Raw genomic sequence first — 25,490 nt, 5'->3', positions numbered from 1 at the left:
AGAACCGGCCCTCGCGGCCGCATTCCCACAGGTCAGTGCGCGAAATGCTCGGCCTGGTAGTGCCCACCCGGCTTGAGCTTGTCCAAGCTGGCCAAAGCGGTGCGAGCGTCGTCGTGCAGCGCCCGGGCCAGGTCGGCCGACAGGCCTTCGCGCACCACGACGCGTAGCACCGAGATGTCGGTGGCGTTGTCCGGCATCGTGTAGGCCGGCACCTGCCAGCCGAAGCCGCGCAACTCGTGGGAGACATCGAACTCGGTGTAGCCCAGACCGCGGGCCAGCCGGAAGCTGACAACGGGGATCGCCGAACCGTCCGAGATCAGCTCGCAGTGGTCGGCTACCCGCAGCTGCTCACCCAGCCAGCGGGCGGTCGACGACAAACTCTGCATGACCTGCGTGTAGCCCTCGCGGCCCAGTCGCAGGAAGTTGTAGTACTGACCGATCACCTGGTTGCCCGCGCGGGAGAAGTTCAGCGTGAAGGTCGGCATGTCACCGCCGAGGTAATTGACGTGGAACACCAGGTCCTCGGGCAGGTGCTCCTGGCTGCGCCACACCACGAAACCGATGCCGGGGTAGGTCAGCCCGTATTTGTGCCCGCTGACGTTGATCGACACCACCCGGGGCAGCCGGAAGTCCCACTTCAGCTCGGGGTGCAGGAACGGCACCACGAAGCCACCGCTGGCCGCGTCGACGTGCACCGGCACGTCCACACCACCGCCGTCGGCTAGCTTGTCCAGCGCCGCACAGATTTCCGCGATCGGTTCGAGTTCACCGGTGTAGGTGGTGCCCAGGATCCCGACCACCCCGATGGTGTTTTCGTCGACGGCGTCGACGACCTGTTCGGGGGTGATGACGTAGCGGCCCTCCTCCATCGGCAGATACCGCGGCTCGACGTCGAAGTAGCGACAGAACTTCTCCCATACCACCTGGACGTTGGACCCCATCACCAGATTCGGGGTGCGCTTTTCCCAGCCTTTGCCGACCTTTTCGCGCCAGCGCCATTTCAGGGCCAGCCCGCCCAGCATCACCGCCTCGCTGGAGCCGATGGTCGACACCCCGATGGCGCTGGACGGGTCGTCGTCGCGCAGGTGATCGGCGTGAAAGAGATCGGCCACCATGCATACGCAGCGCTGCTCGATCGCCGCGGTCAACGGATATTCGTCCTTGTCGATCATGTTCTTGTCGAACGTCTCGGCCATCAGCCTGTCCGCCTGGGGATCCATCCAGGTCGTCACGAAGGTCGCCAGGTTCAGCCGCGAACTGCCGTCGAGCATCAGCTCGTCGTGTATGAAGCGGTAGGCGGCGTCGGGATCCATCGACTCCTCGGGCAGTCGCAATGCCGGCACCGGGGTGGTGAATATGCGGCCGGTGTAGGCGGGGGCGATCGAGTGCGCGGGCAGGGACGGGTGGCTGCTGGACACGGCGGATCCTTTCGGTAGTGAGCTAGAGCGCGGCTAAAGCGGAGCGGATGTGACCGACGATGCGAGACGCCGACGTCGGCGCATACCCCGGCCCCGGGTCGGCGGCCGACAGCGCCGCGGCCCGAGCGTGCACGAAGGCCGCCGCGGCGGCGGCTTCGCAGGGCGGCAACCCCGCGGCCAGCAGAGCGCCGATCATCCCGGACAGCAGATCGCCGGACCCGGCGGTCGACGCCCAGGACTGCCCGGCCGGGTTGAGGTACACCGGGCCACCGGGATCGGCGATCACGGTGACGTTGCCTTTCAGCAGCACGGTCGCCCCCACCGCGTCGGCGAGCTTGCGGGTGGCGCCGATGCGGTCGTCACCGGGCGGTGCGCCGGCCAGCCGGGCGAACTCGCCGGCGTGCGGTGTCAGCACGGTCGGGGGACGACGGGCTGCGAGCATGTCGGGGTGCGCCGCCAGGATGGTCAACCCGTCGGCGTCCACCAGCACCGGCAGGTCGGTCTCCAGCGCGAACCACAGTGCGGCAGCACCGGTTTCGTCGGTGCCCAGTCCCGGCCCGACCACCCAGGACTGCACCCGTCCGGCCGCGGACGGGTTGGGCGACGCGATCACCTCGGGCCAGTGCGCCAGCACTTGGCTGTGGGCGCTGCCCGCGTAACGCACCATTCCGGAGGTCGCCGCCACGGCGGCACCGGTGCACAGCACCGCGGCGCCCGGATAGGTCGACGACCCGGCCATCACGCCGGTGACGCCCTGGGTGTACTTGTCGTCGTGCGGGCCCGGCACCGGCCAGCGTGCCGCGACGTCGGCCGCGTCGAAGCCGACAACCTCAGCGTCGGGCAGGTCCAGGCCGATGTCGATCAACCGCACCCGCCCGCAGTCGGCCAGCACGTGCGCCGGCTTGAGGCCACCGAACGTGACGGTCAGCGCGGCGTGTACGGCGGGTCCGGTGATCGCGCCGGTGGCGACGTCGATGCCGCTGGGAATGTCGACGGCGACGACCGGGATGTCCTTGGCCTCGACCGACTCGAAGACGGCGGCCGCGTCCGGCCGCAACGGCCCGGATGCGGAGATGCCGACAACGCCATCGATGACGAGGTCGGTCGTCGCCGCGACGCTGTCGACGACCCGGCCGCCGGCTTTGCGGAAGGCAGCCAGCCCCTTTTGGTGGGTGCGTTCGGGTTTGAGCAGTATCGCGTCGGCGGCCGCGCCGCGGCGGCGCAGAAAGGTTGCCGCCCACAACGCGTCACCGCCGTTGTCGCCCGAGCCGACCACCGCGCACACCCGCCGTCCGGCAACCCCGCCGGTGCGGGCGGTCAACTCGGCGATTATTGCGGTGGCCAGTCCGTAGGCCGCACGCGCCATCAGCGCGCCGTCGGGCAGGTTCGCCAGCAGCGGCGCTTCGGCCTCGCGGATCGCCTCAGCCGAGTAGTAGTGCCGCATCGTGCCCAGATTACGGGTCCCGCAACGCCGGTACAGTCGATTAAACAGGCTAAATATCTAGACCGAGCTGGCCGAGGCGGGCGTAGCGGTCCGCCGTCGGGCCATCGGGTAGAACGACAGCCCGATGAAAATCGCCGAAAAGTGGCCGATCGCAGTGAAGTTCGGGGTTGCGATCAACGGCACCACAAAGACGGTGATCAGCACCGCGAGGTAGGCCCATCGCCACGGCCGGGCGAGGCGATAGGAAAGCACGGCTATCACGCCGACCAAAAAGTAGCTGACTCCGATATCGGTGGCACGGACGAGCCGCTCCGGTGCGTGGTGATACTGGATCTGCAAGTACAGCAGGCCCTCGCTGATGTAGGTTGCGCCGACGTGTGCGGTCAGTCCGACGGTAAGCCAACGGATTTGGCCGAGCCAGTGCTCGGCTGGAGCAAGGAACAACGAGAACAGCGCGAGGTAGGGCAGCCAGTAGCGGCCGTCGATCCAGAGCAGGCTTTCACCTAGCACGGTCAGCGGGTCACGGGACAGATCGCGAAGGTTCGTGGAGCCGTGGATCAGCACCTGATGCAATGCACGCCGGCCCAGGTGGTGCGCAACGATCGTCGTTATCAGCAGCACGGTCAGCCACAGATAGGTCAACGGCGCGGTTCTCACGAATCGCCACAGCCGCACGGCGATTACCTTGACACGGTGCAGGGCTCGTCCTGCGCAGCGACCCCTTGATCCGCTACGACGCCCCGCGTATCGTTGAATTCCAATTACGAAACCCTGCGTATCGTAATTCCGGGCTTCCGTCGCAGGCGCTCAGCGATGATGCGAAAGGATCTCACTTGGTGCGCAGCCGCTACGCGGGCCAACCCTTCACTACCCCGGATACCGACATCGCCACCGCGCTCGAGCAGGTCAGCATTCCGACACTGTTGCTGTCGCTGGTGCACATCACCGGCGATCCCCGCTTCGTCCGCGACTTCAAACCGGCCGGGATCTTCCTCAACGAGGTCCAGGGATTCATGTCCGAAGAGGACAAGGCTCGCGCGCGGAGCGAGGCGCTGCCGGTGATCGCCGACTATCGCGACCGTGGCTGCCCTGAGCTTGCCCCGCTGTCGGCCGAGCTCATCCGGGAGATGATGAACTGGGCGGCCTGCGAAAGCGTGCCCGACGACTACCAGGAGCTGCTCGCCGAAGAAATGGACCTCGAGGGCGTCGACCCCCGCCGACCGGCTTCGCTGGACTCCGATCGCGCGGCGCAACTGCCGGTCGTGGTCATCGGCTGTGGCGAATCCGGCATCCTGGCCGGAATTCGCCTGCGCCAGGCCAACCTTCCCTTCACCATCGTGGAGAAGAACGCCGGCCCGGGTGGAACATGGTGGGAGAACAGCTATCCGGGCGCACGCGTCGACGTGGCCAACCACTTCTACTGCTACAGCTTCGAGCCGAGCAATGAGTGGTCGCATTTCTTCGCCGAGCAGCCGGAGCTGCAGAGCTACTTCACCCGCGTGATGCACAAGCATCATCTCAACGACCACGTGCGCTGGCGCAGCGAAGTCGTTGCCGTTGAGTGGGACGACGAGGATGGCATGTGGACGGTCACCATGCGCGAGGACGACGAGGGTCTGACCACGATGCCGGCGCGCGCCGTCATCGCCGCGGTCGGCCAGCTCAACCGTCCGCACATCCCGGAGTTCAAGGGCGCCAGGAAGTTTCGCGGTCCGTCTTTTCATTCGGCGACATGGGATCACTCCGTCGATCTGACCGGCAAGCGCGTGGCGCTGATCGGCGCGGGCGCCAGTGGGTTTCAGATCGCGCCGGCCATCGCCGACGACGTGGAGCACCTCACGGTGTTTCAGCGCACCGGCCAGTGGATGTTCCCCAACCCGATGTACCACGAGGAAGTCGGCGACGGTGTGCGCTGGGCGATGGACCACCTGCCGTTCTACCCGCGCTGGTACCGATTCCTTGTGCTGTGGCCCGGCGCCGACAAGGGTCTCGATGCCGCGCGAGTGGACCCCGCCTACCCCGACCAGGACAATGCCGTCAGCGAGATCAATGCCGTTGCCCGCCTGATGTTTACCGACTGGATCACCACTCAGGTCGACGGCGACCAGGAGTTGCTGGCCAGGGTGCTACCGGACTACCCGGCCACCGGCAAACGGACGCTGCAGGACAACGGCAGCTGGCTGCGCACGCTGCGCCGCGACGACGTCGACCTGGTGCGCAACCCGATCGAGCAGATTACCGCCGATGGCGTCGTCACCGATGACGGCGAAACCCATCATGTCGATGTCATCGTCTACGCCACCGGGTTTCGGCACACCGACGTGCTGTGGCCGATGACCATCACCGGCCGCGACGGCGTCGACCTGCACCGGGTCTGGGGCAGTCGGCCGTTCGCCTATCTGGGCATCACCATTCCGCAGTTCCCGAACTTTTTCGTGATCTACGGGCCGGGTGCGCATCTCGCCCACGGCGGCAGCCTGATCTTCAACTCCGAACTGCAAATGCGTTACATCAACAGCTGTCTGGCGAAACTTGCTGAGCCGACCGTGCATTCCATCGAGCCGACCGCCGAAGCCGCGGCCGATTGGCATCGGCGCACCCAGGATGAGATCAAGCAGATGGTGTGGTCGCATCCTGCCGTCAAGCATTCGTACTTCAAGAACTCCGACGGCGAGATCCACACCGTCAGCCCGTGGCGGCTCAACGAATACTGGGCAGCGACACGCGAACCCGACTGGTCTGCGTTCGTCACCCGGAGCAGGACTACTCGACGGTGACCGACTTGGCCAGGTTCCGCGGCTTGTCGACGTCGTAACCGCGGGCCTGCGCCACCGAGGCCGCGAACACCTGCAGCGGGATGGTCGACAGTAGCGGCTGGAAAAGCGTTGACACCGAAGGTATTTCGAACAGGTGATCGGCGTAAGGACGAACCGTGTCGTCACCCTCCTCGGCGATCACGATGGTAATCGCGCCGCGGGTCTGGATCTCGCGGATGTTGGACAACAGCTTGGCGTGCAGCATGGCGGCGCTCTTCGGTGAGGGCATCACGACGATCACCGGCAGATTGTCTTCGATCAACGCGATCGGGCCGTGTTTGAGCTCACCGGCGGCGAAGCCCTCGGCGTGCATGTAGGCCAGTTCCTTCAGTTTCAGCGCGCCCTCCAGCGCCACCGGGTAACCGACATGGCGGCCGAGGAACAAGATGGTCGACGCCTGAGCGAACCGATGGGCCAGCGCGGCCACCGGGGCGATCTCGGCGATCACGCGGGCCACCAGGTCCGGCATCGACTCCAGCTCGCGGTACTCGCGTTCGACCTCGTCGGGGTATTTGGTCCCGCGAGCCTGCGCCAAGGCCAGCCCGACCAGGTAGTTGGCGGCGATCTGCGCCAAGAACGTCTTCGTCGAGGCGACGCCGATCTCCGGGCCGGCGCGGGTGTAGAGCACCGCGTCGCATTCGCGCGGGATCTGCGAGCCGTTGGTGTTGCAGATCGCCAGGACCTTGGCCTTCTGCTCCTTGGCGTGCCGCACGGCTTCCAAGGTGTCGGCGGTCTCCCCGGACTGCGAGATGGCCACCACCAGCGTGCTGCGGTCCAGCACCGGGTCGCGGTAACGGAACTCGCTGGCCAGCTCCACCTCGACGGGCAGCCGGGTCCAGTGCTCGATGGCATATTTGGCCAACAGCCCGGAGTGATACGCGGTGCCACAGGCCACCACAAACACCTTGTCGATCTCGCGCAGTTCCTGATCGGAGAGCCGCTGCTCGTCCAGCACGATGCGGCCGTCGACGAAGTGCCCGAGCAGGGTGTCGGCCACCGCGGTGGGCTGCTCGGCGATCTCCTTGAGCATGAAGTACTCGTAGCCACCCTTTTCGGCGGCGTCCAGGTCCCAGTCGATATGAAAAGTTCGGGCACTCGCGGTCAGGTCGTTGCCGTGGAAGTCGGTGATCCGGTAGCTGTCGGCGGTGATCGCGACGGCCTGATCCTGTCCGAGTTCGACCGCGTCGCGGGTGTGTCCGATGAAAGCGGCGACATCGGACCCGACGAACATCTCGCCGTCGCCGATACCGACCACCAAGGGCGTCGAGCGCCGCGCCGCGACGATGGTGCCCGGTTCATCGGCGTTGGCGAACACCAGGGTGAAATGGCCCTCGAGGCGGCGCAGCGCGGCCAGCACCGAAGCGGTGAAGTCGCCCGCGGTCTCACCGTGGTGGTACTCGTGGGCGACCAGGTGAACGGCCACCTCGGTGTCGGTGTCACTGGCAAACTCGACGCTGGCGGTCTCGAGTTGCTGGCGCAGAATCGCGTAGTTCTCGATGATGCCGTTGTGGACGACGGCGATCTTGCCCGCTGCGTCGCGGTGCGGGTGCGCATTGCGGTCGGTGGGACGCCCGTGCGTGGCCCAGCGCGTGTGACCGAGGCCGGTGGTACCGCCCAGTGACGCGGGGTCGGTCTCGGCGAGCGCACTCTCCAGGTTGGCCAACCGGCCGGCACGCCGACGTACCGTCAGCTTGCCGACGCCGTCGACCAGCGCCACACCCGCCGAGTCGTAACCGCGGTACTCCATCCGGCGCAGCGCGCCCACGACAACGTCAAGGGCGCTCTGATGCCCGACGTAGCCGACGATTCCGCACATAGCCCATCAGGGTAGTGCAGTCGCGCGCCGCCGAACCCCTCCGAGAGCGGTGCAGCCGCCCCGATCGGGACGGCCGCACGCTCCTGACCTGCATGAGTTCGGTTTTTGTTAGCCGGCTTACCGGCCCTGGTGCTCATTCCAGCCGGGTCCGCCCGGTCCGCCCGGTCCGCCTGGTCCGCCGTGGTTGTCCCAGCCCGGTCCGCCGTGGTTGTCCCAACCGGGACCACCCGGGCCGCCGGGGCCCTCCGGGCGCCAGGGGCCATTACCGTGCCAGTGGCCCTGGTCGTGGGGCTCGCCGTCGAAGTAGTTGTCATCGTGGCAACGTCCCCAGTCGAAGTTATTGCCCCAACCCGGGTCCCAGAACTGTCCCGGACACCAGTGGTAGTCGGGGACCGGGGCCGCAGGCATGGCCTCAGCGACGCTCGCCGCGCCCACCCCAGCAAGCCCAAGACCCGAGGCGATGGCAGTCGCAGCTGCAATTTGTTTGATGTTTATCACCGTATCTTGGTACCACCCCGGCTCGCTCAGCTAAACCTTCGGGCAGCAAAATTCGTTATGAGTTCCTGTGAATAACTTTGGTATTGAATGGGTTTCAATAATGCGTACCACCGGCGTCGGCGGTGAATAACCGCCGTGGGCTGCGAAGGGTGGATAAAATTGGGCAGCCGCCCAACGGCCACGGCTGCCCTGGGGTGAAATGGCGGCCGCCCAACGAATCGGCCGGGCCAGTGACCGGCGTCGTGCAGTCACCCAACGTTTACCCGGTACTCAGTACGTTCGGGCCGACGCTGACGTGCGCTACCGTCAACGGGTGGCAAATACCAGCAAGCTTGTCGGCACCCTCACCCGACGCGGGCCACACCGAGTTTTGCGCGGCGATTTGGCGTTCGCGGGCTTACCAGGCGTGGTCTACACGCCCGAGGCCGGTTTCAACCTCCCGGGTGTGGCCTTCGGCCACGACTGGCTGACCGGCGTCGCGCGTTATCCGGGTCTGCTGGAGCATCTGGCCTCGTGGGGGATCGTCGCGGCTGCCCCCGATACCGAACGAGGACTGGCGCCGTCGGTGTTGAACCTGGCCTTCGACTTGGGCAGGGCGCTGGACGTCGCCGCCGGAGTGCGACTCGGCCCGGGCAAGATCAGTGTGCATCCGAGAAAACTCGGCGTGATCGGTCACGGCTTGGGCGGCTCCGCCGCGGTGTTCGCGGCCGCCGGCATGAAGGCCAAACCCCAAGCAGTGGTCGCACTTTTTCCGACCGTCACCGACCCTCCGGTTGAGCAGCCGGCGGCGACGCTCAACGTGCCCGGTGTGGTGTTCAGTGCGCCGGGCTCTGGAAAGTCTTTGCGTTCCAACGCCATTGCCCTCTGGCAAGCATGGGACTCCGCCACACTGCGGATCGTCAGCAAGGCCAAAGCAAACGGGCTGGTCGAGGGCCGCCGGTTGACCGGGGCGTTCGGCCTTGGCGGCCCGGATCGCAAGACACAGAAGACGACTCGTGCGCTGCTGACCGGCTATCTGCTGTACGCGCTCAGCGGCGACAAGACGTATCGCGACTTCGCCGATCCCGACGTTCAACTGCCCAGGACCCAGCCCATCGAGGACGAGGCGGCGGTTTTGACACCCGAGGAGAAGTTCGTCGCGTTGCTCAAGGGCTGAGCGTTCGCATCACTGGCCCGCTTGCGGCAGTTGATCTTCGGCGATCTCACACGGCGTTGCTTCGTCATCCGGCGGTACGGCCGCTGCTGGTGGCGAAGCATCGGGCGGCGGCGGGTTGACCTGCTGTGCGACCGGTTCGCCCACGGCATCACCGGTCGTCGGCGGAGTTTCGCTGAGTGGATCGGCAGGCTCTTCAGGTGCGGTGTCGTCGAGGCTGACCGGTTCTGCCTTGTCGCCAGTGTCATCTGTGCCGTCCGGGTCGTCGGCCTTGTCCGCTTGGTCAACGAGTGGGTCGTCGGCCAGCGAGTCGCCGGAGTCGGAGCCGTCGTCGAGCCCGCCGGCCAGCGACCCCAGGATGCTGCCGATACCGTCCACGATGCTGCCGACGACGCCGCCGATCCCGCCGGCGATACCGCCCAGTCCACCGAAATTGCCTGCGCCGGTGGGTAATCCGGCGGCGTCGCCGAGCGGCGCCCCCAGTTCGGGCAGCGGTGATGCCGTATCGTCGAGCCCTGTTGTCGAAAGTGGCTGCGGTTCTTCGCTTGTCGGTGGTCGCACCGCCGGCGCCGCAGCGGGCACAGTCGGCACCGCGGCAGGCAGTGCCGTCTCCGCGGCCGGGCTGAAGCGAGGCGGCTCGTCGACGACCGGTTGCCAACTCGGACCCAAGTCGCCGGGTACATCGAAACAGACCTCGGCACCGGACGTTACCACGTGGATGGCCGCGTCGTAGGACGCCGCCACCGACGCTGTGCTCGACCCCATTGCAGCCAACCAATCGATGCGAATGTCGTTGTCCACGTATGGCGAAATCTGCTGAGAAACCACCTCTTCGGCCGTCGGCCGGTTCCCCGCACCGGTGGTGACGGTGTGGGCAGCGGCCAGCCAGGCCGAGCGCTGCGCCGCTGCGCGCTCGTCGATCGCGATGGCGGTCGCGACCTTGCCGTCGACCGCCTGCCACACGTCGTCACGCAGCGTGGCGTAACGCTCGGCCGCCGCGCGGACATGGACGACCGCCTCGGCCGCGGCGTCGCAGTGGCGCTGCAGAAACCGCATCGCGGAGTCCGCACCTCGACCTCGCCACGCCGCAGCCAGCTCGGTTAGCTGCGCGCGCTGGACCCACAGCGCCTCCTCGATCGCAGTGACCGCGGCACCAAGCGCGGCGGCGTCGCCGTCGAGCACCCGCAGGTCGAGTCCGGTCTCGGTGTCGTACCAGTCCCAGACTTGCGATGCCCGGGCGGTGAGGTCGGGCTGCTGATAGCCAACTGCATGACAGGCCTGCACGTAGGTCTGCGTGTGCTCAACTGCCGGCCTGCCCTCGGCCAGTCGCGCCGCCACGTCGTACCGGTCGCTCACGTGGGCCGCTAACCGATCCGCGCCGCGGCCAGTTGGTCGGCGTCGGCGTAGCGGTTCGCACCGGCCCGTAGCGCGGCAGCAACCTCCATGCTGGCCCGAGCCCATTGCGTCAGCTCGCCGCTGAGGCGATGCAGCGCAAACCGCAACGCATCGCCCCGCCCGATGTATGCCCGCCCGGCCGTGGTGCCGTCGAAGGTCAACCCGCCGAAGTGGATGCGCACCGCACCGTCGATGAGATGTGCCGCGTCGTCAAATCGGTTCGCGACGGCCTGAACTGCTGCAGCGTCGATGAACGCGTCTTGTTGTGCCATAACGGGTTCGACGCAACGCGCCGCGCGAAGGTTCCGAGCAATCGGGCAGTTAGTGCGTGGCGCGCACCGTGTCGGCGACCAGCGCGGCGAGCCGGTGCGCGACGTTCTCGTCGTCGGCTTCTACCATGACCCGGATCATCTGTTCGGTTCCGGAGGGGCGCAACAGGATTCGACCAGTGTCGCCCAATTCATCCTCGGCCTGCGCAACCGCGTCGCGCACCGACGGCGCGGCAACCGCGGCGGCCTTGTCGGAGACCCCGACGTTGATCAGCACTTGCGGCAACGTGTGCATCGCGGAGGCCAGCGCGGCCAGCGACTCGCCGGTCTGCGCCACTCGCGACATCAGCCGCAGGCCGGTGAGAATGCCGTCGCCGGTGGTGGACAGCGTGGGCAGCACGATGTGTCCGGATTGCTCGCCGCCGAGGCTGAACGCACCAGATCGCAGCTCTTCCAACACATACCGGTCACCGACGCTGGTGGTGCGGACCTCGATCCCGGCCGCGCGCATCGCCAGGTGCAGCCCGAGATTGCTCATCACGGTGGCGACCAGGGTGTTGCCGGTCAGCTCGCCGGCCTCCCGCATCGCCAGTGCCAAGATCACCATGATGGCGTCGCCGTCGACGACCTCGCCGGCGGCATCGACGGCCAGGCACCGGTCGGCGTCGCCGTCGTGCGCCAGACCGAGGTCGGCGCCGTGCTGCAGCACCGCCGAGCGGACCACATCCAGGTGGGTCGAGCCGCAGCGGTCGTTGATGTTCAGCCCGTTGGGTTCGGCGTTGATCGCGATGACGCGCGCACCGGCGGCGCGGTAGGCGCGCGGTGCGGCCGCCGACGCGGCGCCGTGTGCGCAGTCGACGACCACGGTCAGCCCGTTGAGCTGGACGGTGCCGGCCTTGCCGACCTGACGCAGGTAGCGGTCCAGCGCGTCCTCGGCGTCGATCACCCGGCCGATCTCGGCGCCGGCGGGACGCAGCCCGGGCCCGGTCGCGACCAGATCCTCGATCTGGTCTTCGGTCGCGTCGTCGAGCTTGTGCCCGCCCGGTCCGAAGATCTTGATGCCGTTGTCGGGCATCGGGTTGTGCGACGCGGAGATCATCACCCCGAAGTCGGCGTCGTAGGCGTGAGTCAGGTAGGCCACCGCCGGGGTCGGCAGCACACCGGCCCGCAACGCGTCCACGCCCTCGCTGGTCAGGCCGGCGATTACGGCGGATTCCAGCATTTCGCCGCTGGCACGGGAATCGCGACCGATCACCGCGACACGCCGTCGTCCGCTGCTCGACCTGGTCAGCCGTCGTGCGGCCGCGGCGCCGAGGGCCAGCGCGAGCTCGGCGGTGAGCTCGCGATTGGCGACCCCGCGGACGCCGTCAGTGCCGAATAGTCGACCCATGCGGTCAAACCTCTCACAGTTGGTGACCGCGCACACAAACGACAAAAGGATTGGCCGGAGTGCCACCCAACCGGTACGCGGCCGTGATCGCCGCCCGGATCAGCGCTTGCTGTACTGCGGCGCCTTGCGGGCCTTCTTCAGGCCGTACTTCTTGCGCTCGGTGGCACGCGGGTCACGGGTGAGGAAGCCGGCCTTCTTCAGTGCGGGCCGGTCCTCGGGCTGGACCACGATCAATGCCCGGGCGATCGCCAGCCGCAGCGCGCCGGCCTGACCGGACGGGCCGCCACCATGCAGGTGGGCGTAGACGTCGAAGCTGTCCACCCGATCGACGGTGACCAGCGGCGCCTTGATCAGCTGCTGGTGCACCTTGTTCGGGAAGTAGGCCTCCAGGCTGCGGCCGTCGAGGTCGAATTTGCCGGTGCCGGGCACCAGGCGCACCCGGACCACGGCCTCCTTGCGACGGCCGACGGTCTGGATCGGGCGCTCGATGACGAAGGAGTCCTCGCGCGCCGCCGGCGCGGCGGCCGCTGCGGTCGCAGAAGCTTCGGTGGCCTCAGCGGCCGCAGAAGCCTCGGCGGTCTCTGCGGTCTCTGTCACCTCTGCGGCCTCCGCCTCAGTGGTTTCCGGTGCTGCGGTTTCGGTCATTGGGCCACCTGCTTGATCTCGAACGGAGTCGGTTGCTGGGCGCTGTGCGGGTGCTGGGGCCCGGCGTAGACGTGCAGCTTGCGCTTGATCTGGCGAGCGAGCTTGTTCTTCGGCAGCATGCCGATGATTGCCTTCTCCACCACCCGATCGGGGTGCTTTTCCATCAGCTCGCCAATGGTGCGCGTCTTCAGCCCGCCGGGATAACCCGAGTGGCGGTAGGCCAGCTTCTTGTGCAGTTTGTCGCCGCTCATGGCGACTTTGTCGGCGTTGACGATGATGACGAAGTCACCGCCGTCGACATTGGGGGTGAATGTCGGCTTGTTCTTGCCGCGCAGCAGGTTGGCTGCCGCGACGGCAAGGCGGCCGAGCACCACGTCCGTGGCGTCGATGACATACCACGACCGCGTGGTGTCACCCGCCTTCGGCGCGTATGTGGACACAGCGCTTACCTTCTTTACTCGAGTGGATCCCGGTGCGACCCGGTGCCGGTCAGGCGGTTGCGGAAGGGATGTCCTCGGCGACCGACGTTGACCCGAGGCCCGGCGTACCGCACGCCAACGCAGGAGCTTACCGGCGGTTATCCGTGCAGGTCAAAACGCGTCAACGGCGGGTAGTCGCGCCTCACCGACCTGCGCTGGCCGCGCTGAAGCTTCGCTGAGGCCGTCCCGAATACTCCGACAACGGCCGGATCAGTGTGTTGGAGCCGGCCTGCTCGATGATGTGAGCCGTCCAGCCGGTAATGCGGCTCATCACGAACAGCGGCGTGAAGCTCGCGATGTCGAATCCCATCAGGTAGTAGGCCGGTCCGGTCGGGAAGTCCAGGTTGGGCTTGAGCTTGGTGGCGGCGAACATCTCGGACTCCAGGATGTGGTAGATGTCCAGCCAGCGCCGGCCGTCGCGGACCTCCGCGACGCGGACCAGCGCTTCTTTCATCGTCGGCACCCGGGAGTCGCCGTTCTTGTAGACGCGATGCCCGAAGCCCATCACCTTGTCTTTGCGGGAAAGCTTGCCGCGCAACCAATCCGCGGCCTTCGACGGCTCACCGATCTCGATCATGTCGTGCATGACGGCCTCGTTGGCCCCGCCGTGCAGCGGGCCTTTCAACGCCCCGATCGCCGCCGTGACCGCGCTGTAGATGTCGGACTGCGTCGAGGTCACCACCCGCGCGGCGAAGGTGGAGGCGTTGAAGCTGTGCTCGGCGTACAGGATCATCGACTGCTCGAACGCGGTGGCGATCACCGGGTCCGGAACCTCGCCGAAGCACATGTTCAGGAAGTTCTCCGCGTAGCTGAGGTGGCTGTGCGGCGCAATCGGTTCCAGACCCCGCCGACGACGCATGTCGGCAGCGACGATGGTCGGCAGCACCGCGAACATCCGCAATGACTTGGCGAAGTTGGCCGCCTCCGCGCCGTCGTCCTCCTCGGGATCCTCGGCGCCCAGGTAGCTAATCGCGGTGCGCACCACGTCCATCGGATGGCAGGTGTCGGGCAGCTTGGCCAGCAGTGACAGCATCGACCTGTCTACCCGACGGTTCGCCCGCTCACGCTGGTTGAACAGCGCGAGTTGCCCGTCGGTTGGCAGTTCGCCGTGCCATAGCAGGTGGCCAACCTGCTCGAAGCTGCAGTGCGCGGCGAGATCCTGCACCGGGTAGCCGCGGTAAGTCAGCGAGTTCGTCTCGGGCACCACCTTGGAGATCGAGGTGGTGTCGACGACGACGCCGGCAAGACCTTTGTGGATCTTTTTTTCCGGAGTGTCCGCCGTGGTGCTCATCGGTTTCGGCCTTTCCCATCAAAATTGAAGATCTCGTCGTCGAACTGGTTGTAGTCGGCGTAGCGCAACAGCTCGTAGAGCCTCTCGCGGTGCTGCATGTGCTCCAGCAAGCCGGATTGTGTTCCCCTGGCATCGATTTCGCGCAGGCCACCCTCGACGGCGAACATCGCCAGCCGCAGTGTGGTGACCGGGTAGATGACGGCGTTGTAGCCGATATCGGTGAGCTGCGAGGTGGTCAGCAGTTCCGACTTGCCGAACTCGGTCATGTTGGCCAGTAGCGGAATATCCAGTGCGGCACGGAATTTCTCCAAGTCGGACGGACCCCTCAGCGCTTCGGTGAAGATCAGGTCCGCGCCGGCGTCGGCGTAGGCCCGTGCCCGCTCGATGGCGGCGTCGATGCCCTCGATCCCGGCGGCGTCGGTGCGGGCGCAGATCACGAAGTTCGGGTCGCGGCGCGCGCCCACCGCCGCCCGCAGTCGCTTGACCATGTCGGCGGTGGGAACGACGTCCTTGCCGTCGAGATGACCGCATCGCTTCGGGTTGACCTGGTCCTCGAGATGGCAGCCGGCCAGCCCGCCGCCCTCCAGCAACGTGATGGTGCGCGCGGCGCTCATCGGCTCACCGAACCCGGTGTCGGCGTCGATGAGGGTGGGCAGGTCGGTGACCGCAGCAATCTGCGCGCCGCGCCCGGTGACCTCGGTCAACGTGGTCAGCCCGATGTCGGGCAACCCCAGATCGGCCGACAGTGCCGCGCCGGAGACGTAGACGCCCTCGTAGCCGATTTCGGCGACGAGCTTGGCCACCAGTGGTGAGAACGCGCCCGGAAAGCGTTGCAGCCGGCCCGAATTCAGCCCGGTCCGAAATGCGGCCCGCTTGTCGGCGGCACTGGATGCCGACGCCAGCAGCCCGGTCACCGGAAGATCCCGGACGGAATCATCGGCGCCTTGTCCAGCACCTCGGGCAGCACTCGCAGGTTCAGCGCGCCCAGCTGATCGCCCTTCAGCTCGCGGATACCCTGCACGGTGTCCAGGAACCGTTGCTGCTCAGCGTGATCCGCCACCCCGTCGGCGAGCGTGCTGAATTTGCCGATGTACTGCTCGCGCCCGAATGGCCGTGCGCCCAGCGGATGTGCATCGGCGACGGCCAGCTCGTCGGTGATCAGCTCGCCACTTTTGAGCGTCACCTCCGCGCGCGCCCCGAATGCCTTCTCGGCCGGGTCGTTCGAGTGATACCGGCGGGTCCACTCCGGATCCTCGAGCGTGGAGATCTTCTGCCACAGCTCGACGGTGTCCGGCCGGTGCGCCCGCTTGGGGGCATAGGAGCGTTCGTGGTCCCAGGCGCCGTCCTGCAGCGCGACGGCAAAGATGTACGGCAGCGAATGATCCAGCGTCTCCCGGGAGGCGTCGGGGTCGAACTTCTGCGGGTCGCCGGAGCCGGTGCCGATGACGCAGTGGGTGTGGTGGCTGGTGTGCAGCACGATCGTCGCGATCTGGTCGAGATCGCCGATGCGTTCGCGCAGCCGGCGGGCCAGGTCGATGGGCGCCTGACTCTGGTATTCGGCGGAATGCTCTTTGGTGTAGCTGTCCAGGATGGCCCGCTTGGCCTCCCCCGGCGCGGGCAGCGGCACCTGGTAGGTGTGCTCGGGGCCGGAGAGCAGCCAGGCGATCACGCCGTCCTCGCCTTCCCAGATGGGTGCGGGCGATCCTTCGCCGCGCATGGCCCGGTCAACGGCCTCGATGGCGACCTTGCCGGCCAGGGCGGGCGCGTAGGCCTTCCAGCTGGAGATCGATCCCTTGCGGGATTGGCGGGTCGCGGTGGTCAGGTGCAGTGCCTGTCCGATCGCCTGGTAGATGGTGTCGGGGTCGAGCCGCAGCATGGTGCCCAGTCCGGCGGCCACCGACGGGCCGAGGTGCGCGACGTGGTCGATCTTGTGCTCGTGCAAACAGATCCCCTTGACCAGGTCGATCTGAATCTCGTACGCCGTCGCCAGGCCGCGAATCAGGTCGTTGCCGCGCACGCCGAGCTGCTGGGCGACCGCGACCAGCGGCGGGATGTTGTCGCCGGGGTGGGAGTACTCGGCGGCCAGGAAGGTGTCGTGGTAGTCGAGTTCACGCACCGCCACGCCGTTGGCCCAGGCCGCCCACTCGGCCGAGTAGCTGCCGTCGACGCCGAAGACGGTCGCGCCCGGGTGAGCACGATGCGCCAGGGCCTGGTGGCGCGCGGTGGTGACCGGTCGCCGCAGCACCGCGGCGGCGCTGACAGCGGCGTTATCGATGATCCGGTTGATCACCATAGCCTCGGTCGCCGGTGCCACCGGGACCGGGTCGACGGCAACCTGGGCGATCTTGTAGGCCAGGTGCTCGGTGACCGGGAAGTCATCGGCGCTGCGGTGGGTCCGAACCGTGTGGATCAACATAGTTCGCACACTATGCAAAGCCGGCCGCTGGGGAAAGTACCTGTATATGCGTATTTTTGCGTCCTGATTCGTCGCAGATTGCGAACGTTGTGTAAGCCATCGCAGGGTAAAGTGCCCACGGTGGCGAAGATGTTTTCGGGTGCCCGGCTGCGACGGCTGCGAAACGAGCGCGGCCTGAGCCAGGCGGCGCTGGCCCGGACACTGAATCTGTCCACCAGCTACGTGAACCAGCTGGAAAACGACCAGCGTCCGATCACGGTGCCGGTGCTGCTGGCCCTCACCGGACGTTTCGACCTGCCGTCGAATTACTTCTCCGCCGACTCCGACGCCCGATTGGTGGCCGACCTGTCCGACGTGTTCACCGCCGCCGCCGACTCAGTGAGCTCTGCGCAGATCGAGGAGCTGGTGGCCCGGATGCCCGAGGTGGGCCGCAACCTGGTCGCTGTGTACCGCCGGCTGCGGGAGTCCACCGAGGAACTGGAGGCGTACCGGTCGCACGCGACGACGGAGACGTCGCTACCCGCGGGGCGCCCGATGCCGTTCGAGGAAGTCCGCGACTTCTTCTACGACCGCAACAACTATGTCGGCGAACTCGACATCGCGGCCGAGCAGATGTTCACCGAGACCGGGATGAGCGTGGGCGGGCTGGACGTCGGGTTGTCGGCGCTGATGCACGACCGGTTCGGCGTGCGGGTGGTGATCGACGCCGACCTTGCCACACACGTCAAGCGGTCCTACGACCCGGAGAGCAAGGTGCTGCGAATCGCGCAGTGGCTGTTGCCGGGCCAGCGCGCGTTTCAGATCGCCACCCAACTAGCGCTGGTGAGCCAGGCTGAGTTGCTTTCGGCGATCTTGGATTCAAGCTCAGCCACCGACGCCCAGCTCACCCCGGAGTCCCGTGGCGTTGCCCGCATCGGCCTGGCCAATTACTTCGCCGGCGCGTTTCTGCTGCCCTACCGTGAATTCCACAGCGCCGCAGCGGAATTACGCTACGACATCGATCTGCTGGCCCGTCGGTTCGAGGTCGGCTTCGAGACGGTATGTCACCGGCTCTCGACATTACAGCGACCGCAACTACGCGGCGTGCCATTCATCTTCGTCAGGACGGATAAGGCCGGGAACATCTCGAAACGTCAGTCCGCCACCGCATTTCACTTCAGTCGGGTCGGTGGCAGCTGCCCACTATGGGTCGTGCACGACGCGTTCGCCCAACCGGGTCGGATCGTCACGCAGGTCGCCCAGATGCCCGACGGCCGTTCGTATTTCTGGCTGGCCAAGACCACCGCGCCTGAAGGTCAGGGCTATCTGGGCCAGCACAAGAGCTTCGCCATCGGTCTGGGCTGCGACCTGATCCACGCCGACAAACTGGTCTACTCCACCGGCATCGCACTCGACGATCCGAGCACCGCCGTCCCGATCGGCGCGGGCTGCAAGATCTGCAATCGCTCGGCCTGCGCGCAGCGCGCGTTTCCTTACCTCGGTGGGCGCGTCGCGGTCGACGAGAACACCGGCAGCGGCCTGCCCTACTCGCCGGCTACCGAGCTTGCTTGACCGGCGGCATCCGACCCGAATTCATCTAAGAATTGCCGGATTTCGGATTTTGCGCATCACGATCGGCGTAGCTTGCTGCTGAGGTTAGCCATGACAGATGTCGACTATTGCGTTGTCGGTGCGGGATTCGCCGGTTTGACGGCCGCCCTGCGGCTGAAGCAGGCCGGTCGCTCGGTGGCGCTGCTGGAGGCCCGTGATCGCGTCGGCGGGCGCACTTACACCGAGGTCCTCGACGACGGGTCGTGGATCGATCGGGGTGGCGCATGGATCGGGCCGGGACAGGACCGCGTCTATGCGTTGATGAGCGAGTTCGGTGTGCCGGCGTACAAGCAATACATCGACGGCGAGTCGATGATGATCGTCGGCGACAAGCAGCACCGCTATGCCGGCACCATCCCGTGGACGGTGAGCCCGTGGGCGACGATGAACCTCGGCGTTGGGTTGATCAAGGTACGGCAGATGTGCCGATCGATTCCGCTGCACGCCCCGTGGCAGGCCCGCAGGGCCGCCGAGTGGGACCAGGTCAGTTTGGCGGCATGGCTCGACAAAAACATCATGTCGCACCAGGCCCGCGACATGCTGGACATGGCGCTGGCCGGCCCCTACACCTCGGCTGCATCAGAGGTGTCGTTGCTGTGGGTGCTCTACCAGATGGCCTCGGGCGGCGGGCCGGACTTTGTCGTGTCGAGCGAGGGCGGCTCCCAGGATTCCCGCCCGGTCGGCGGGATGGGAGCCATCTACCGGCCGGTGGCCGCCGAACTCGGCGACGCACTGCAGCTCTCGCAGCCCGTGCGGCACATCGCCCAGGACGCCGACGGCGTGACGGTCCGCTCCGACGACCTGTCGGTGCGGGCACAACGGGTGATCGTGGCCGTTCCGCTGGCCATCGCCGGCCAGATCGACTACCGGCCGACGCTGCCGCTCGATCGGTTGTTTCTGCACCAGCGGATGCCCAGCGGCGCGATCTTCAAGATCTCGGTCGTCTATGACGAGCCGTTCTGGCGTGCGGCCGGCCTGTCCGGCCAGACGGCCTCACCGGGATCGCCGGCCACCCTGACCATCGACGCCTGCACGGACACCGGCACGCCCGGCGTCATGTGTGTGATCACCGAAGGCCCAGCCGCCCGAAGGCTGGGACGACTTGGGCCGGCCGATCGCCAAGCGGTGGTCGTGGCCGAGCTGGTCGACCGGTTCGGCGGCAAGGCCGCTTCACCCATCGGCTATCACGAGCAGGACTGGAGTCTCGAGCGTTATTCCGGTGGCGGGATGATCAGCCACGCACCCACCGGTGTACTGACCGAGTTCGGCTACACCCTGCGCCAGCCGTGCGGCCGGATCTATTGGGCCGGAACGGAGAGCTCGGCCGTCATGTGCGGATGGGTCGACGGCGCCATCCGCTCTGGAGAGCGTGCAGCCGAAGAAGTGCTGGCCCGCGAAACGACAGCGGTTAATTAGCCTGCTTGACCGGCGGCCGATAGAAGAGCGCCAGCTGGCCGAGCGCCCCACCAATGCCCAGCAGCAGCGAACCGAACAGTCCGTGCCAGCCGGGGTGGAAGTTGTGTCCGAAGATCTGCCAATCCAGGCTGTACCGCCCGGCGCCCAGCGTCGCGATGACCACTGCCGCCGTCGCCAGGATCAGGTTGTACTCCCAGCCCTCCTTGACGATGAAGAAGCCGTTGGGCCGGTGCACCGTCCACGCCGCGACCAGCATCAGTGCGACGAAGCCGGCGGCGGGGATGGGCGTGAGCAGGCCGGCAGCCAGCCCCAGGCCCGCGCTGACCTCGGTCGTCGCGGCAACGACAGCCTGGAAGGTGCCGTACTTCATGCCGATGCTTTCGAACCAGCGCGCCGTGCCCGGTATCCGTCCGCCACCAAAGAATTTGTTGAAGCCGTGAGCGGGCAGCGTCATGCCCAGCACTCGCCGCAGGATCAGTAACCCGGCGTCATAGGCATCATTCATAGACGCCAACCTAGATCATCGGGTAGGCACGGGATAAGCAGAGGTATCCTGCCAGCCGCACCCGACCGCAAAGGAGCGACCCATCAAAATCGCCGTCATTGGAGCTGGCAACGTCGGCCGCACGTTGGGCACCGGGTGGCGCAACCGGGGCCACGATGTCACCTTCGGCGTCCGAAACCCCGACGATCCCAAGTACGCATCGCTGGGCACGGTGCAGACCAACGAATCCGCGGCCGCGCCAGCCGATGTGGTGGCACTGTGCACGCCGTGGCAGGGCACGCAGCAAGCAGTGCAAGGCTGCGGTGACCTTGCCGGCAAGGTCATCATCGACGCCACCAACCCGCTGTCCCCGGATTTCAGCACGCTCGAGGTCGGGCTCACCACGTCCGGCGCCGAGCAGGTCGCCGGCTGGGCACCGGGCGCGCGAGTCTGCAAAGCGATGAACCAGATCGGCGCCCCGATGATGGACGGCCCGCAGCTGACCGGCACACCGGTGATGTTCATCTGCGGCGACGACGACCAGGCCAAGTCGGTCACCACCCGGCTGGTGAGCGAGCTGGGCTTCGAAACCGTCGACGCGGGCGATCTGGCGTCGGCCCGGCTATTGGAGCCCTACGCGCTGCTGTGGATTCATTTGGCGCTGCGCCGCGGACTCGGTACCGATTTCGGATTCGGCTTGCTGCGCGGTCGAGCCTGAACATCCGGATGTCCACACGGCCCGTGATACTGCTCGACGGCGATGCGTCGTCCCCGCCGGAGGTGCTGGGCCACAAGGGGTATGGCATCAACATGATGCGCCGCAACGGCTTGCCCGTGCCGCCCGCATTCTGCATCAGCGCCGAGGTAAGTGCGCGTCGCCGCGCCGAACCGGAGGCGACGATCAACGCCATCTGGCAAGACGTGCTCGACGGAATGCGCACACTGGAAGCCGCTACCTCGCGCAGCTTCGGACGAGGACCGCATCCGCTGCTGGTCAGCGTGCGTTCGGGGGCGGCGGTGTCGATGCCCGGGATGATGGACACCCTGTTGGATCTCGGGTTCAACGACGCCGTCGAAAAGGCGCTGGCCGTCAAGGGTTCGGCCGACTTCGCCCGCGACTCGCGGCAGCGGTTCACCGCCTCGTATGCGCGGATCGTCGACGGCCCGGCTCCCGACGATCCCTATTTGCAGTTGCGCGCCGCGATCGATGCGGTGTTCGCCTCGTGGGACTCACCGCGCGCCGTCGCTTACCGTTGCCACCGCGGTCTCGACGACAGCGGCGGCACCGCAGTGGTGGTGCAGGCCATGGTTTTCGGCAACATCAACGCCAATTCTGGTGCGGGCGTGGTGTTCTCTCGTAACCCGATGACCGGGGCCGACGAGGAATTCGGCGAATGGCTGGCAGGCGGCCAGGGTGACGATGTGGTGTCCGGCACCGTCGACGTCGAGCCGATCGCCGCACTGCGCAGCCAGCAGCCGGCCGTCTACGACGAATTGATCAACGCTGCACGGTCGTTGGAACGACTGGCGGCAGACGTGCAAGAGGTCGAATTCACCATTGAAGACGGGACGCTGTGGCTGCTGCAGACGCGGGCGGCCAAGCGCTCGGCGCAGGCCGCGGTGCGTCTGGCCCTACAGCTGCTGCGCGACGGCCTCATCGACGAGGCCGAGACGCTGCGACGGGTGGCCCCTGCGCATGTCGAGGCGTTGTTACAGCCATCACTTCAGCCGGAAACCCAAATGGCCGCGAGGCTTTTGGCGACGGGTCAGCCTGCCGGCCCGGGCGTCGCGTCGGGGCGCGCCTACACCGAGGTGGATGCTGCGATCGACGCCGCCGACCGTGGCGAGGACGTCATCCTGGTACGCAACCACACCAGTCCCGATGACATCCACGGGATGCTGGTCGCCCGCGGGGTCGTCACCGAAACCGGCGGTGCCACCAGCCACGCGGCCGTGGTCAGCCGTGAGCTTGGTCGTGCGGCCGTGGTGGGCTGCGGCAGCGGGGTCGCGCAGTCACTGGCCGGCAGGCTGGTCACCGTCGACGGCAACGAGGGCGAAGTGCGTGAAGGCAAGCTGTCGCTGTCTGCCTGGTCGGAGGACAACACCCCAGAGTTACGCGAATTGGCTGATATCGCAAGGCGAGTCAGCCCGCTACGGGCGCATGCCCGCGGCGACTATCCCCGACTTGATCGCGTTTCCGAGGCGGCGGTACGCACCGCCATGGCGAGTGGGCCCAGCGACGTGGTGTCAGCCAGCCCGCTGCTGGCGATGCTGGCCGCGATCCGGATCGGCGGGACGTCGTGAGCGACTTGACGGTGCTGCAGGCGGTCCGGCTCAAAGGTCGGGTCAGCCGTCAGGATCTGGCTGCGACGCTGGGTGAAGATCACGGCGCTGTCATCGACCGGCTCGTCGGATCGGGTCTGCTGGTCGACGATAAGACATTGCGGCTCAGTCCCGAAGGTCGCGCCCGCCTGGAGACATTGCTGACCGGCGAACTGCGAGATGTCGATAGGGCGGCAGTTTCGGCCGCCTACGACGAATTCCGTTCCGTCAACCACGAATTCAAAGCACTGGTCACCGATTGGCAGGTCAGGGATGGCCAGCCGAACACCCACGACGACGTTGACCACGACGCGGCGGTGCTGGGCCGGCTCGACGAGGTACACCGGCGGGTGAAGCCGATCCTCGCCGCGGCGGCCGAACAGCTGCCGCGACTGAGCCGCTACTCGGTGAAGCTGCAGACGGCGCTGGACAATATTCATGCGGGCGAGACGATGTGGCTGGCCCGGCCGCTGATCGACTCGTATCACACCGTGTGGTTCGAGCTTCACGAGGAGCTGATTCTCGCCGCCGGCCTGACCCGCGAAACCGGTGATGCATAAACGGTTTTGCTACAGCTCGGCGTCCAGCCGGGCGACGTAGTCGTCAACATCGTCGATCGCCGACTCGGCGGCGTGCACGCTGATCACGATGGTGTCGCCGATCCCGTGCACACCGTGGGTGAGGCCCATCACCGGCGACAGGGCCGGGTGGCCGGCGGTCAGTAGCACCGGCGCATCGCCGAAACTCAGGTCGGCAGGGCCGCGGTAAACACTTGACACCACGGTGTTTCCGGAAATCTGCGCCGGCCGGACGTCGGGATCGAAGTGGCTTACACCCCAACGCAGCACGGGCGCCGGCACCGCTGCGAACGCCCGATCGGCGGCGGCGGCCGCGGGATGCTGCGAGCGCCGGCGGGCATCGGCCAGGTCTGTGGCGATCCTTTTCAGGCGGTCCTGCCGGTCCAACTCCGGATACAGTCCGACCGTCACGTTGGCGAAGTGGTTATACGCTTGCGGCACAGATGTTTTGGCCATCGGAACCTCGGCCGCGAGCGATGCGGCTTCGTCGCCCAGGTAGCGGGCGAGTGCGCCGGAGACCGCTGCCAACACTGCGACGGTGACTGTAGGGCCGGTTAGTTGCGAGCGGTCGCGTACCAGTGTGCGCAGATGCCGGGTGCCAGCAGGACGGGAATTGGTGGACAGTGCCGGCCGCGTCCCGGGCGACGGCCGCAGCAGACCGGCCGCGGTATCGCGGACCAGCTTGCGATGAGCTTGCGCCGCAACGACGCCGCGCCACGGTAAGAAGCCCGTCGACGCCGCCACAGCCGGCACGGGGGTCGCCCGTCCGAACAACCACGCGGCCAATGCCGCGCTGCGCGTGCCGTCGGCGAGCGCGTGGGAGATTTGCAAGACCGCGACGGCGCCCGGCCCGCTGCCGCCCGGAAGACCGTGTACTGGCGCGAAGACATGCAAGCGCCACGGCGCCCAGCGGACGTCGAGCTGGTCGTCGGCGAGTCGACCCACGGCATTCAGGCAGCCTTGCCAGCTGTCGTCGTCGAGGTGGTGTCGCACGACCCGGTCGGACGCGACCCCGGTGCGCACCCAACGCGGATAGCTCAGCGGCAAGCCGTCCTCGACGCGCACCGTCAATGCATGACACGCGTTCGCCCGGTCGCGGACCTCGTCGACGGCCCGCTCGAAATCCATTGGCTGACCGTCGAATGCGTAGATCATGAAGTCGTCGTTGGGGACCTTGGCCGACATCCAGTAGAACTGCGCATCGATAGGCGCCATCCGGGTCGGCATCTCCGCATCCTATGGATCCACAGTCCGGTTTTTATCCACAGGCGGGGGTTCGCGGGCTACCGGAAGGTGGGACCCCTCCGCCAAGACCAACCGCATCGGCACCGACCGCCGCTATATCGGCTCCGGCCACCTGATCCGCGATCACCGCTACGTCGATGCCTTCGTCCTCGACACCATCGCCGAGCGACTGAGCCGCCCCGACTTCGCAACCCAGCTCGCCACGGTCGGTGACGTCATGAAGCCCGAGGTCGAGGAATCCAAGCGGTTGCGCGCCCGGCTGGCCAAAATCGACAACGGGTACGACGAGGGGATCATCGACGACCGCCGCTGGAAGGCGGCAAAAGAGAACCACCAGGCCAAGCTCCGCGAGATCGACCAGAAGCTGGCCACCCGCAAGGCGGGGCGGCGCTGGGCAAGATCGCCGAAGCTCCCGACCTGACCCAGGCGTTCCGCGAGGCGTCCCTCATGGCGCAACGGGCCGTGATCGAGGCACTAGGCACGGTCAGGCTGCGCCGCCAGTCCAACGGTCGGAATCGCGTGCGGTCGAGCGCCGTGGTTGGGCGCGTGATGGGGCCGGGGTGGTCGTGCTGGGGGCTGCGGTGGACGCGTTTGGCGGTCAATCAGGCTGTCCTGCTTGGCGAATGATGAGGGCACCACCCCGGTGCGGGTCGGCAGCCGCAACTTGTCGGACCCGGCTGCAAAGATGACGTCATGTCCTTGACCGCATCGCCTCCCGCGGCGGTGAGCCGTGCCGGGCGTGTTGAGGTGTTGTTCGAGGAGTTGGCGGAGTTGGCCGGTCAGCGCAACGCCATCGATGGGCGCATCGTGCAGATCGTGGCCGAG

The 25,490-nt window shown here is 67.0% G+C and carries 23 protein-coding genes; 8 read left to right on the top strand and 15 right to left on the bottom strand.

The window, feature by feature from the left end:
• Positions 1–32: 32 nt before the first annotated feature.
• The 3 genes from VGG53_RS09135 to VGG53_RS09125 are packed head-to-tail and all read right to left on the bottom strand — an operon-like array spanning position 33 to position 3,561.
• Entirely contained in the window at positions 33–1,418 is a 1,386-nt protein-coding gene (locus VGG53_RS09135) for a glutamate decarboxylase (RefSeq protein ID WP_331517723.1), read from the bottom strand.
• 22 nt (positions 1,419–1,440) lie between these two features.
• Positions 1,441–2,862, bottom strand: coding sequence for an NAD(P)H-hydrate dehydratase (locus VGG53_RS09130; protein WP_331517721.1), 1,422 nt, complete (start codon positions 2,860–2,862; stop codon positions 1,441–1,443).
• Positions 2,863–2,919: 57 nt separating this feature from the next.
• Entirely contained in the window at positions 2,920–3,561 is a 642-nt protein-coding gene (locus VGG53_RS09125) for a rhomboid-like protein (protein WP_331517796.1), read from the bottom strand.
• A gap of 137 nt (positions 3,562–3,698) precedes the next feature.
• Between VGG53_RS09125 and VGG53_RS09120 the strand changes: the two genes are divergently transcribed.
• Positions 3,699–5,639 carry an NAD(P)/FAD-dependent oxidoreductase gene (locus VGG53_RS09120; protein ID WP_331517719.1) on the top strand — a complete coding sequence of 647 codons (1,941 nt, stop codon included), beginning with the start codon at positions 3,699–3,701 and terminating at the stop codon, positions 5,637–5,639.
• On the opposite strand, the gene glmS is transcribed toward VGG53_RS09120, so the two are convergent.
• The gene (gene glmS, locus VGG53_RS09115; RefSeq protein WP_331517718.1) at positions 5,626–7,494 is read right to left on the bottom strand and encodes a glutamine--fructose-6-phosphate transaminase (isomerizing); all 1,869 of its coding nucleotides are present in this window, start codon (positions 7,492–7,494) and stop codon (positions 5,626–5,628) included. The genes VGG53_RS09120 and glmS overlap by 14 nt on opposite strands.
• 117 nt (positions 7,495–7,611) lie before the next feature.
• Entirely contained in the window at positions 7,612–7,992 is a 381-nt protein-coding gene (locus VGG53_RS09110) for a hypothetical protein (RefSeq protein ID WP_331517717.1), read from the bottom strand.
• A 313-nt stretch (positions 7,993–8,305) separates the two neighbouring features.
• Here VGG53_RS09110 and VGG53_RS09105 point away from each other — a divergent pair, with 313 nt between their 5' ends.
• Complete coding sequence (locus VGG53_RS09105) at positions 8,306–9,148, top strand: hypothetical protein (RefSeq protein ID WP_331517716.1); 843 nt, start codon at positions 8,306–8,308, stop codon at positions 9,146–9,148.
• 9 nt (positions 9,149–9,157) lie between these two features.
• Here VGG53_RS09105 and VGG53_RS09100 read toward each other — a convergent pair whose 3' ends face one another.
• The 8 genes from VGG53_RS09100 to prpD form a co-directional block, all read right to left on the bottom strand.
• Positions 9,158–10,501 carry a hypothetical protein gene (locus tag VGG53_RS09100; RefSeq protein WP_331517715.1) on the bottom strand — a complete coding sequence of 448 codons (1,344 nt, stop codon included), beginning with the start codon at positions 10,499–10,501 and terminating at the stop codon, positions 9,158–9,160.
• Positions 10,502–10,509: 8 nt separating this feature from the next.
• Entirely contained in the window at positions 10,510–10,812 is a 303-nt protein-coding gene (locus VGG53_RS09095) for a type VII secretion target (RefSeq protein ID WP_331517714.1), read from the bottom strand.
• A gap of 49 nt (positions 10,813–10,861) precedes the next feature.
• The gene (glmM, locus tag VGG53_RS09090; protein WP_331517713.1) at positions 10,862–12,199 is read right to left on the bottom strand and encodes a phosphoglucosamine mutase; all 1,338 of its coding nucleotides are present in this window, start codon (positions 12,197–12,199) and stop codon (positions 10,862–10,864) included.
• A 99-nt stretch (positions 12,200–12,298) separates the two neighbouring features.
• Positions 12,299–12,796, bottom strand: coding sequence for a 30S ribosomal protein S9 (gene rpsI / locus VGG53_RS09085; protein ID WP_414688927.1), 498 nt, complete (start codon positions 12,794–12,796; stop codon positions 12,299–12,301).
• 44 nt (positions 12,797–12,840) lie between these two features.
• Positions 12,841–13,284 carry a 50S ribosomal protein L13 gene (gene rplM, locus VGG53_RS09080; RefSeq protein ID WP_331517711.1) on the bottom strand — a complete coding sequence of 148 codons (444 nt, stop codon included), beginning with the start codon at positions 13,282–13,284 and terminating at the stop codon, positions 12,841–12,843.
• Between the two features lie 181 nt (positions 13,285–13,465).
• Positions 13,466–14,614, bottom strand: coding sequence for a bifunctional 2-methylcitrate synthase/citrate synthase (locus VGG53_RS09075; RefSeq protein WP_331517710.1), 1,149 nt, complete (start codon positions 14,612–14,614; stop codon positions 13,466–13,468).
• Entirely contained in the window at positions 14,611–15,528 is a 918-nt protein-coding gene (gene prpB, locus VGG53_RS09070) for a methylisocitrate lyase (RefSeq protein WP_331517709.1), read from the bottom strand. Before prpB ends, VGG53_RS09075 begins: the two co-directional genes overlap by 4 nt.
• On the bottom strand, positions 15,525–17,030 hold the full coding sequence (prpD, locus tag VGG53_RS09065) for a 2-methylcitrate dehydratase PrpD (RefSeq protein WP_331517708.1): 1,506 nt from the start codon (positions 17,028–17,030) through the stop codon (positions 15,525–15,527). The genes prpB and prpD overlap by 4 nt, the downstream gene beginning before the upstream one ends.
• A 129-nt stretch (positions 17,031–17,159) precedes the next feature.
• Here prpD and VGG53_RS09060 point away from each other — a divergent pair, with 129 nt between their 5' ends.
• Positions 17,160–18,581, top strand: coding sequence for a short-chain fatty acyl-CoA regulator family protein (locus tag VGG53_RS09060; protein ID WP_331517795.1), 1,422 nt, complete (start codon positions 17,160–17,162; stop codon positions 18,579–18,581).
• A 90-nt stretch (positions 18,582–18,671) separates the two neighbouring features.
• Positions 18,672–20,036, top strand: a complete 1,365-nt coding sequence (locus VGG53_RS09055; protein ID WP_331517707.1) for a flavin monoamine oxidase family protein — start codon at positions 18,672–18,674, stop codon at positions 20,034–20,036.
• Here the strand turns inward: VGG53_RS09055 and VGG53_RS09050 are convergent.
• Positions 20,029–20,541 carry a DoxX family protein gene (locus VGG53_RS09050; RefSeq protein ID WP_331517706.1) on the bottom strand — a complete coding sequence of 171 codons (513 nt, stop codon included), beginning with the start codon at positions 20,539–20,541 and terminating at the stop codon, positions 20,029–20,031. The two genes, VGG53_RS09055 and VGG53_RS09050, sit on opposite strands and share 8 nt — an antisense overlap.
• Before the next feature lie 82 nt (positions 20,542–20,623).
• Between VGG53_RS09050 and VGG53_RS09045 the strand changes: the two genes are divergently transcribed.
• Genes VGG53_RS09045 through VGG53_RS09035 form a run of 3 tightly spaced genes read left to right on the top strand, consistent with a single transcriptional unit; the run spans position 20,624 to position 23,402 of the window.
• The gene (locus VGG53_RS09045; RefSeq protein WP_331517794.1) at positions 20,624–21,238 is read left to right on the top strand and encodes an NADPH-dependent F420 reductase; all 615 of its coding nucleotides are present in this window, start codon (positions 20,624–20,626) and stop codon (positions 21,236–21,238) included.
• Between the two features lie 23 nt (positions 21,239–21,261).
• Positions 21,262–22,824 carry a pyruvate, phosphate dikinase gene (locus tag VGG53_RS09040; RefSeq protein WP_331517793.1) on the top strand — a complete coding sequence of 521 codons (1,563 nt, stop codon included), beginning with the start codon at positions 21,262–21,264 and terminating at the stop codon, positions 22,822–22,824.
• Positions 22,821–23,402 carry a MarR family transcriptional regulator gene (locus VGG53_RS09035; RefSeq protein WP_331517705.1) on the top strand — a complete coding sequence of 194 codons (582 nt, stop codon included), beginning with the start codon at positions 22,821–22,823 and terminating at the stop codon, positions 23,400–23,402. The genes VGG53_RS09040 and VGG53_RS09035 overlap by 4 nt, the downstream gene beginning before the upstream one ends.
• Positions 23,403–23,411: 9 nt before the next feature.
• Here the strand turns inward: VGG53_RS09035 and VGG53_RS09030 are convergent, their stop codons facing one another.
• Positions 23,412–24,635 carry a WS/DGAT domain-containing protein gene (locus VGG53_RS09030; RefSeq protein ID WP_331517792.1) on the bottom strand — a complete coding sequence of 408 codons (1,224 nt, stop codon included), beginning with the start codon at positions 24,633–24,635 and terminating at the stop codon, positions 23,412–23,414.
• Positions 24,636–24,882: 247 nt separating this feature from the next.
• Here VGG53_RS09030 and VGG53_RS09025 point away from each other — a divergent pair, with 247 nt between their 5' ends.
• Positions 24,883–25,086 carry a hypothetical protein gene (locus VGG53_RS09025; RefSeq protein WP_331517704.1) on the top strand — a complete coding sequence of 68 codons (204 nt, stop codon included), beginning with the start codon at positions 24,883–24,885 and terminating at the stop codon, positions 25,084–25,086.
• Positions 25,087–25,490 lie beyond the last annotated feature (404 nt).

The organism is Mycobacterium sp., from assembly GCF_036490025.1.
Taxonomy (GTDB): Bacteria; Actinomycetota; Actinomycetes; order Mycobacteriales; family Mycobacteriaceae; genus Mycobacterium.
Note: the sequence above shows the minus strand (reverse complement) of the source record. Positions and strands in the feature narration are given on the sequence as shown.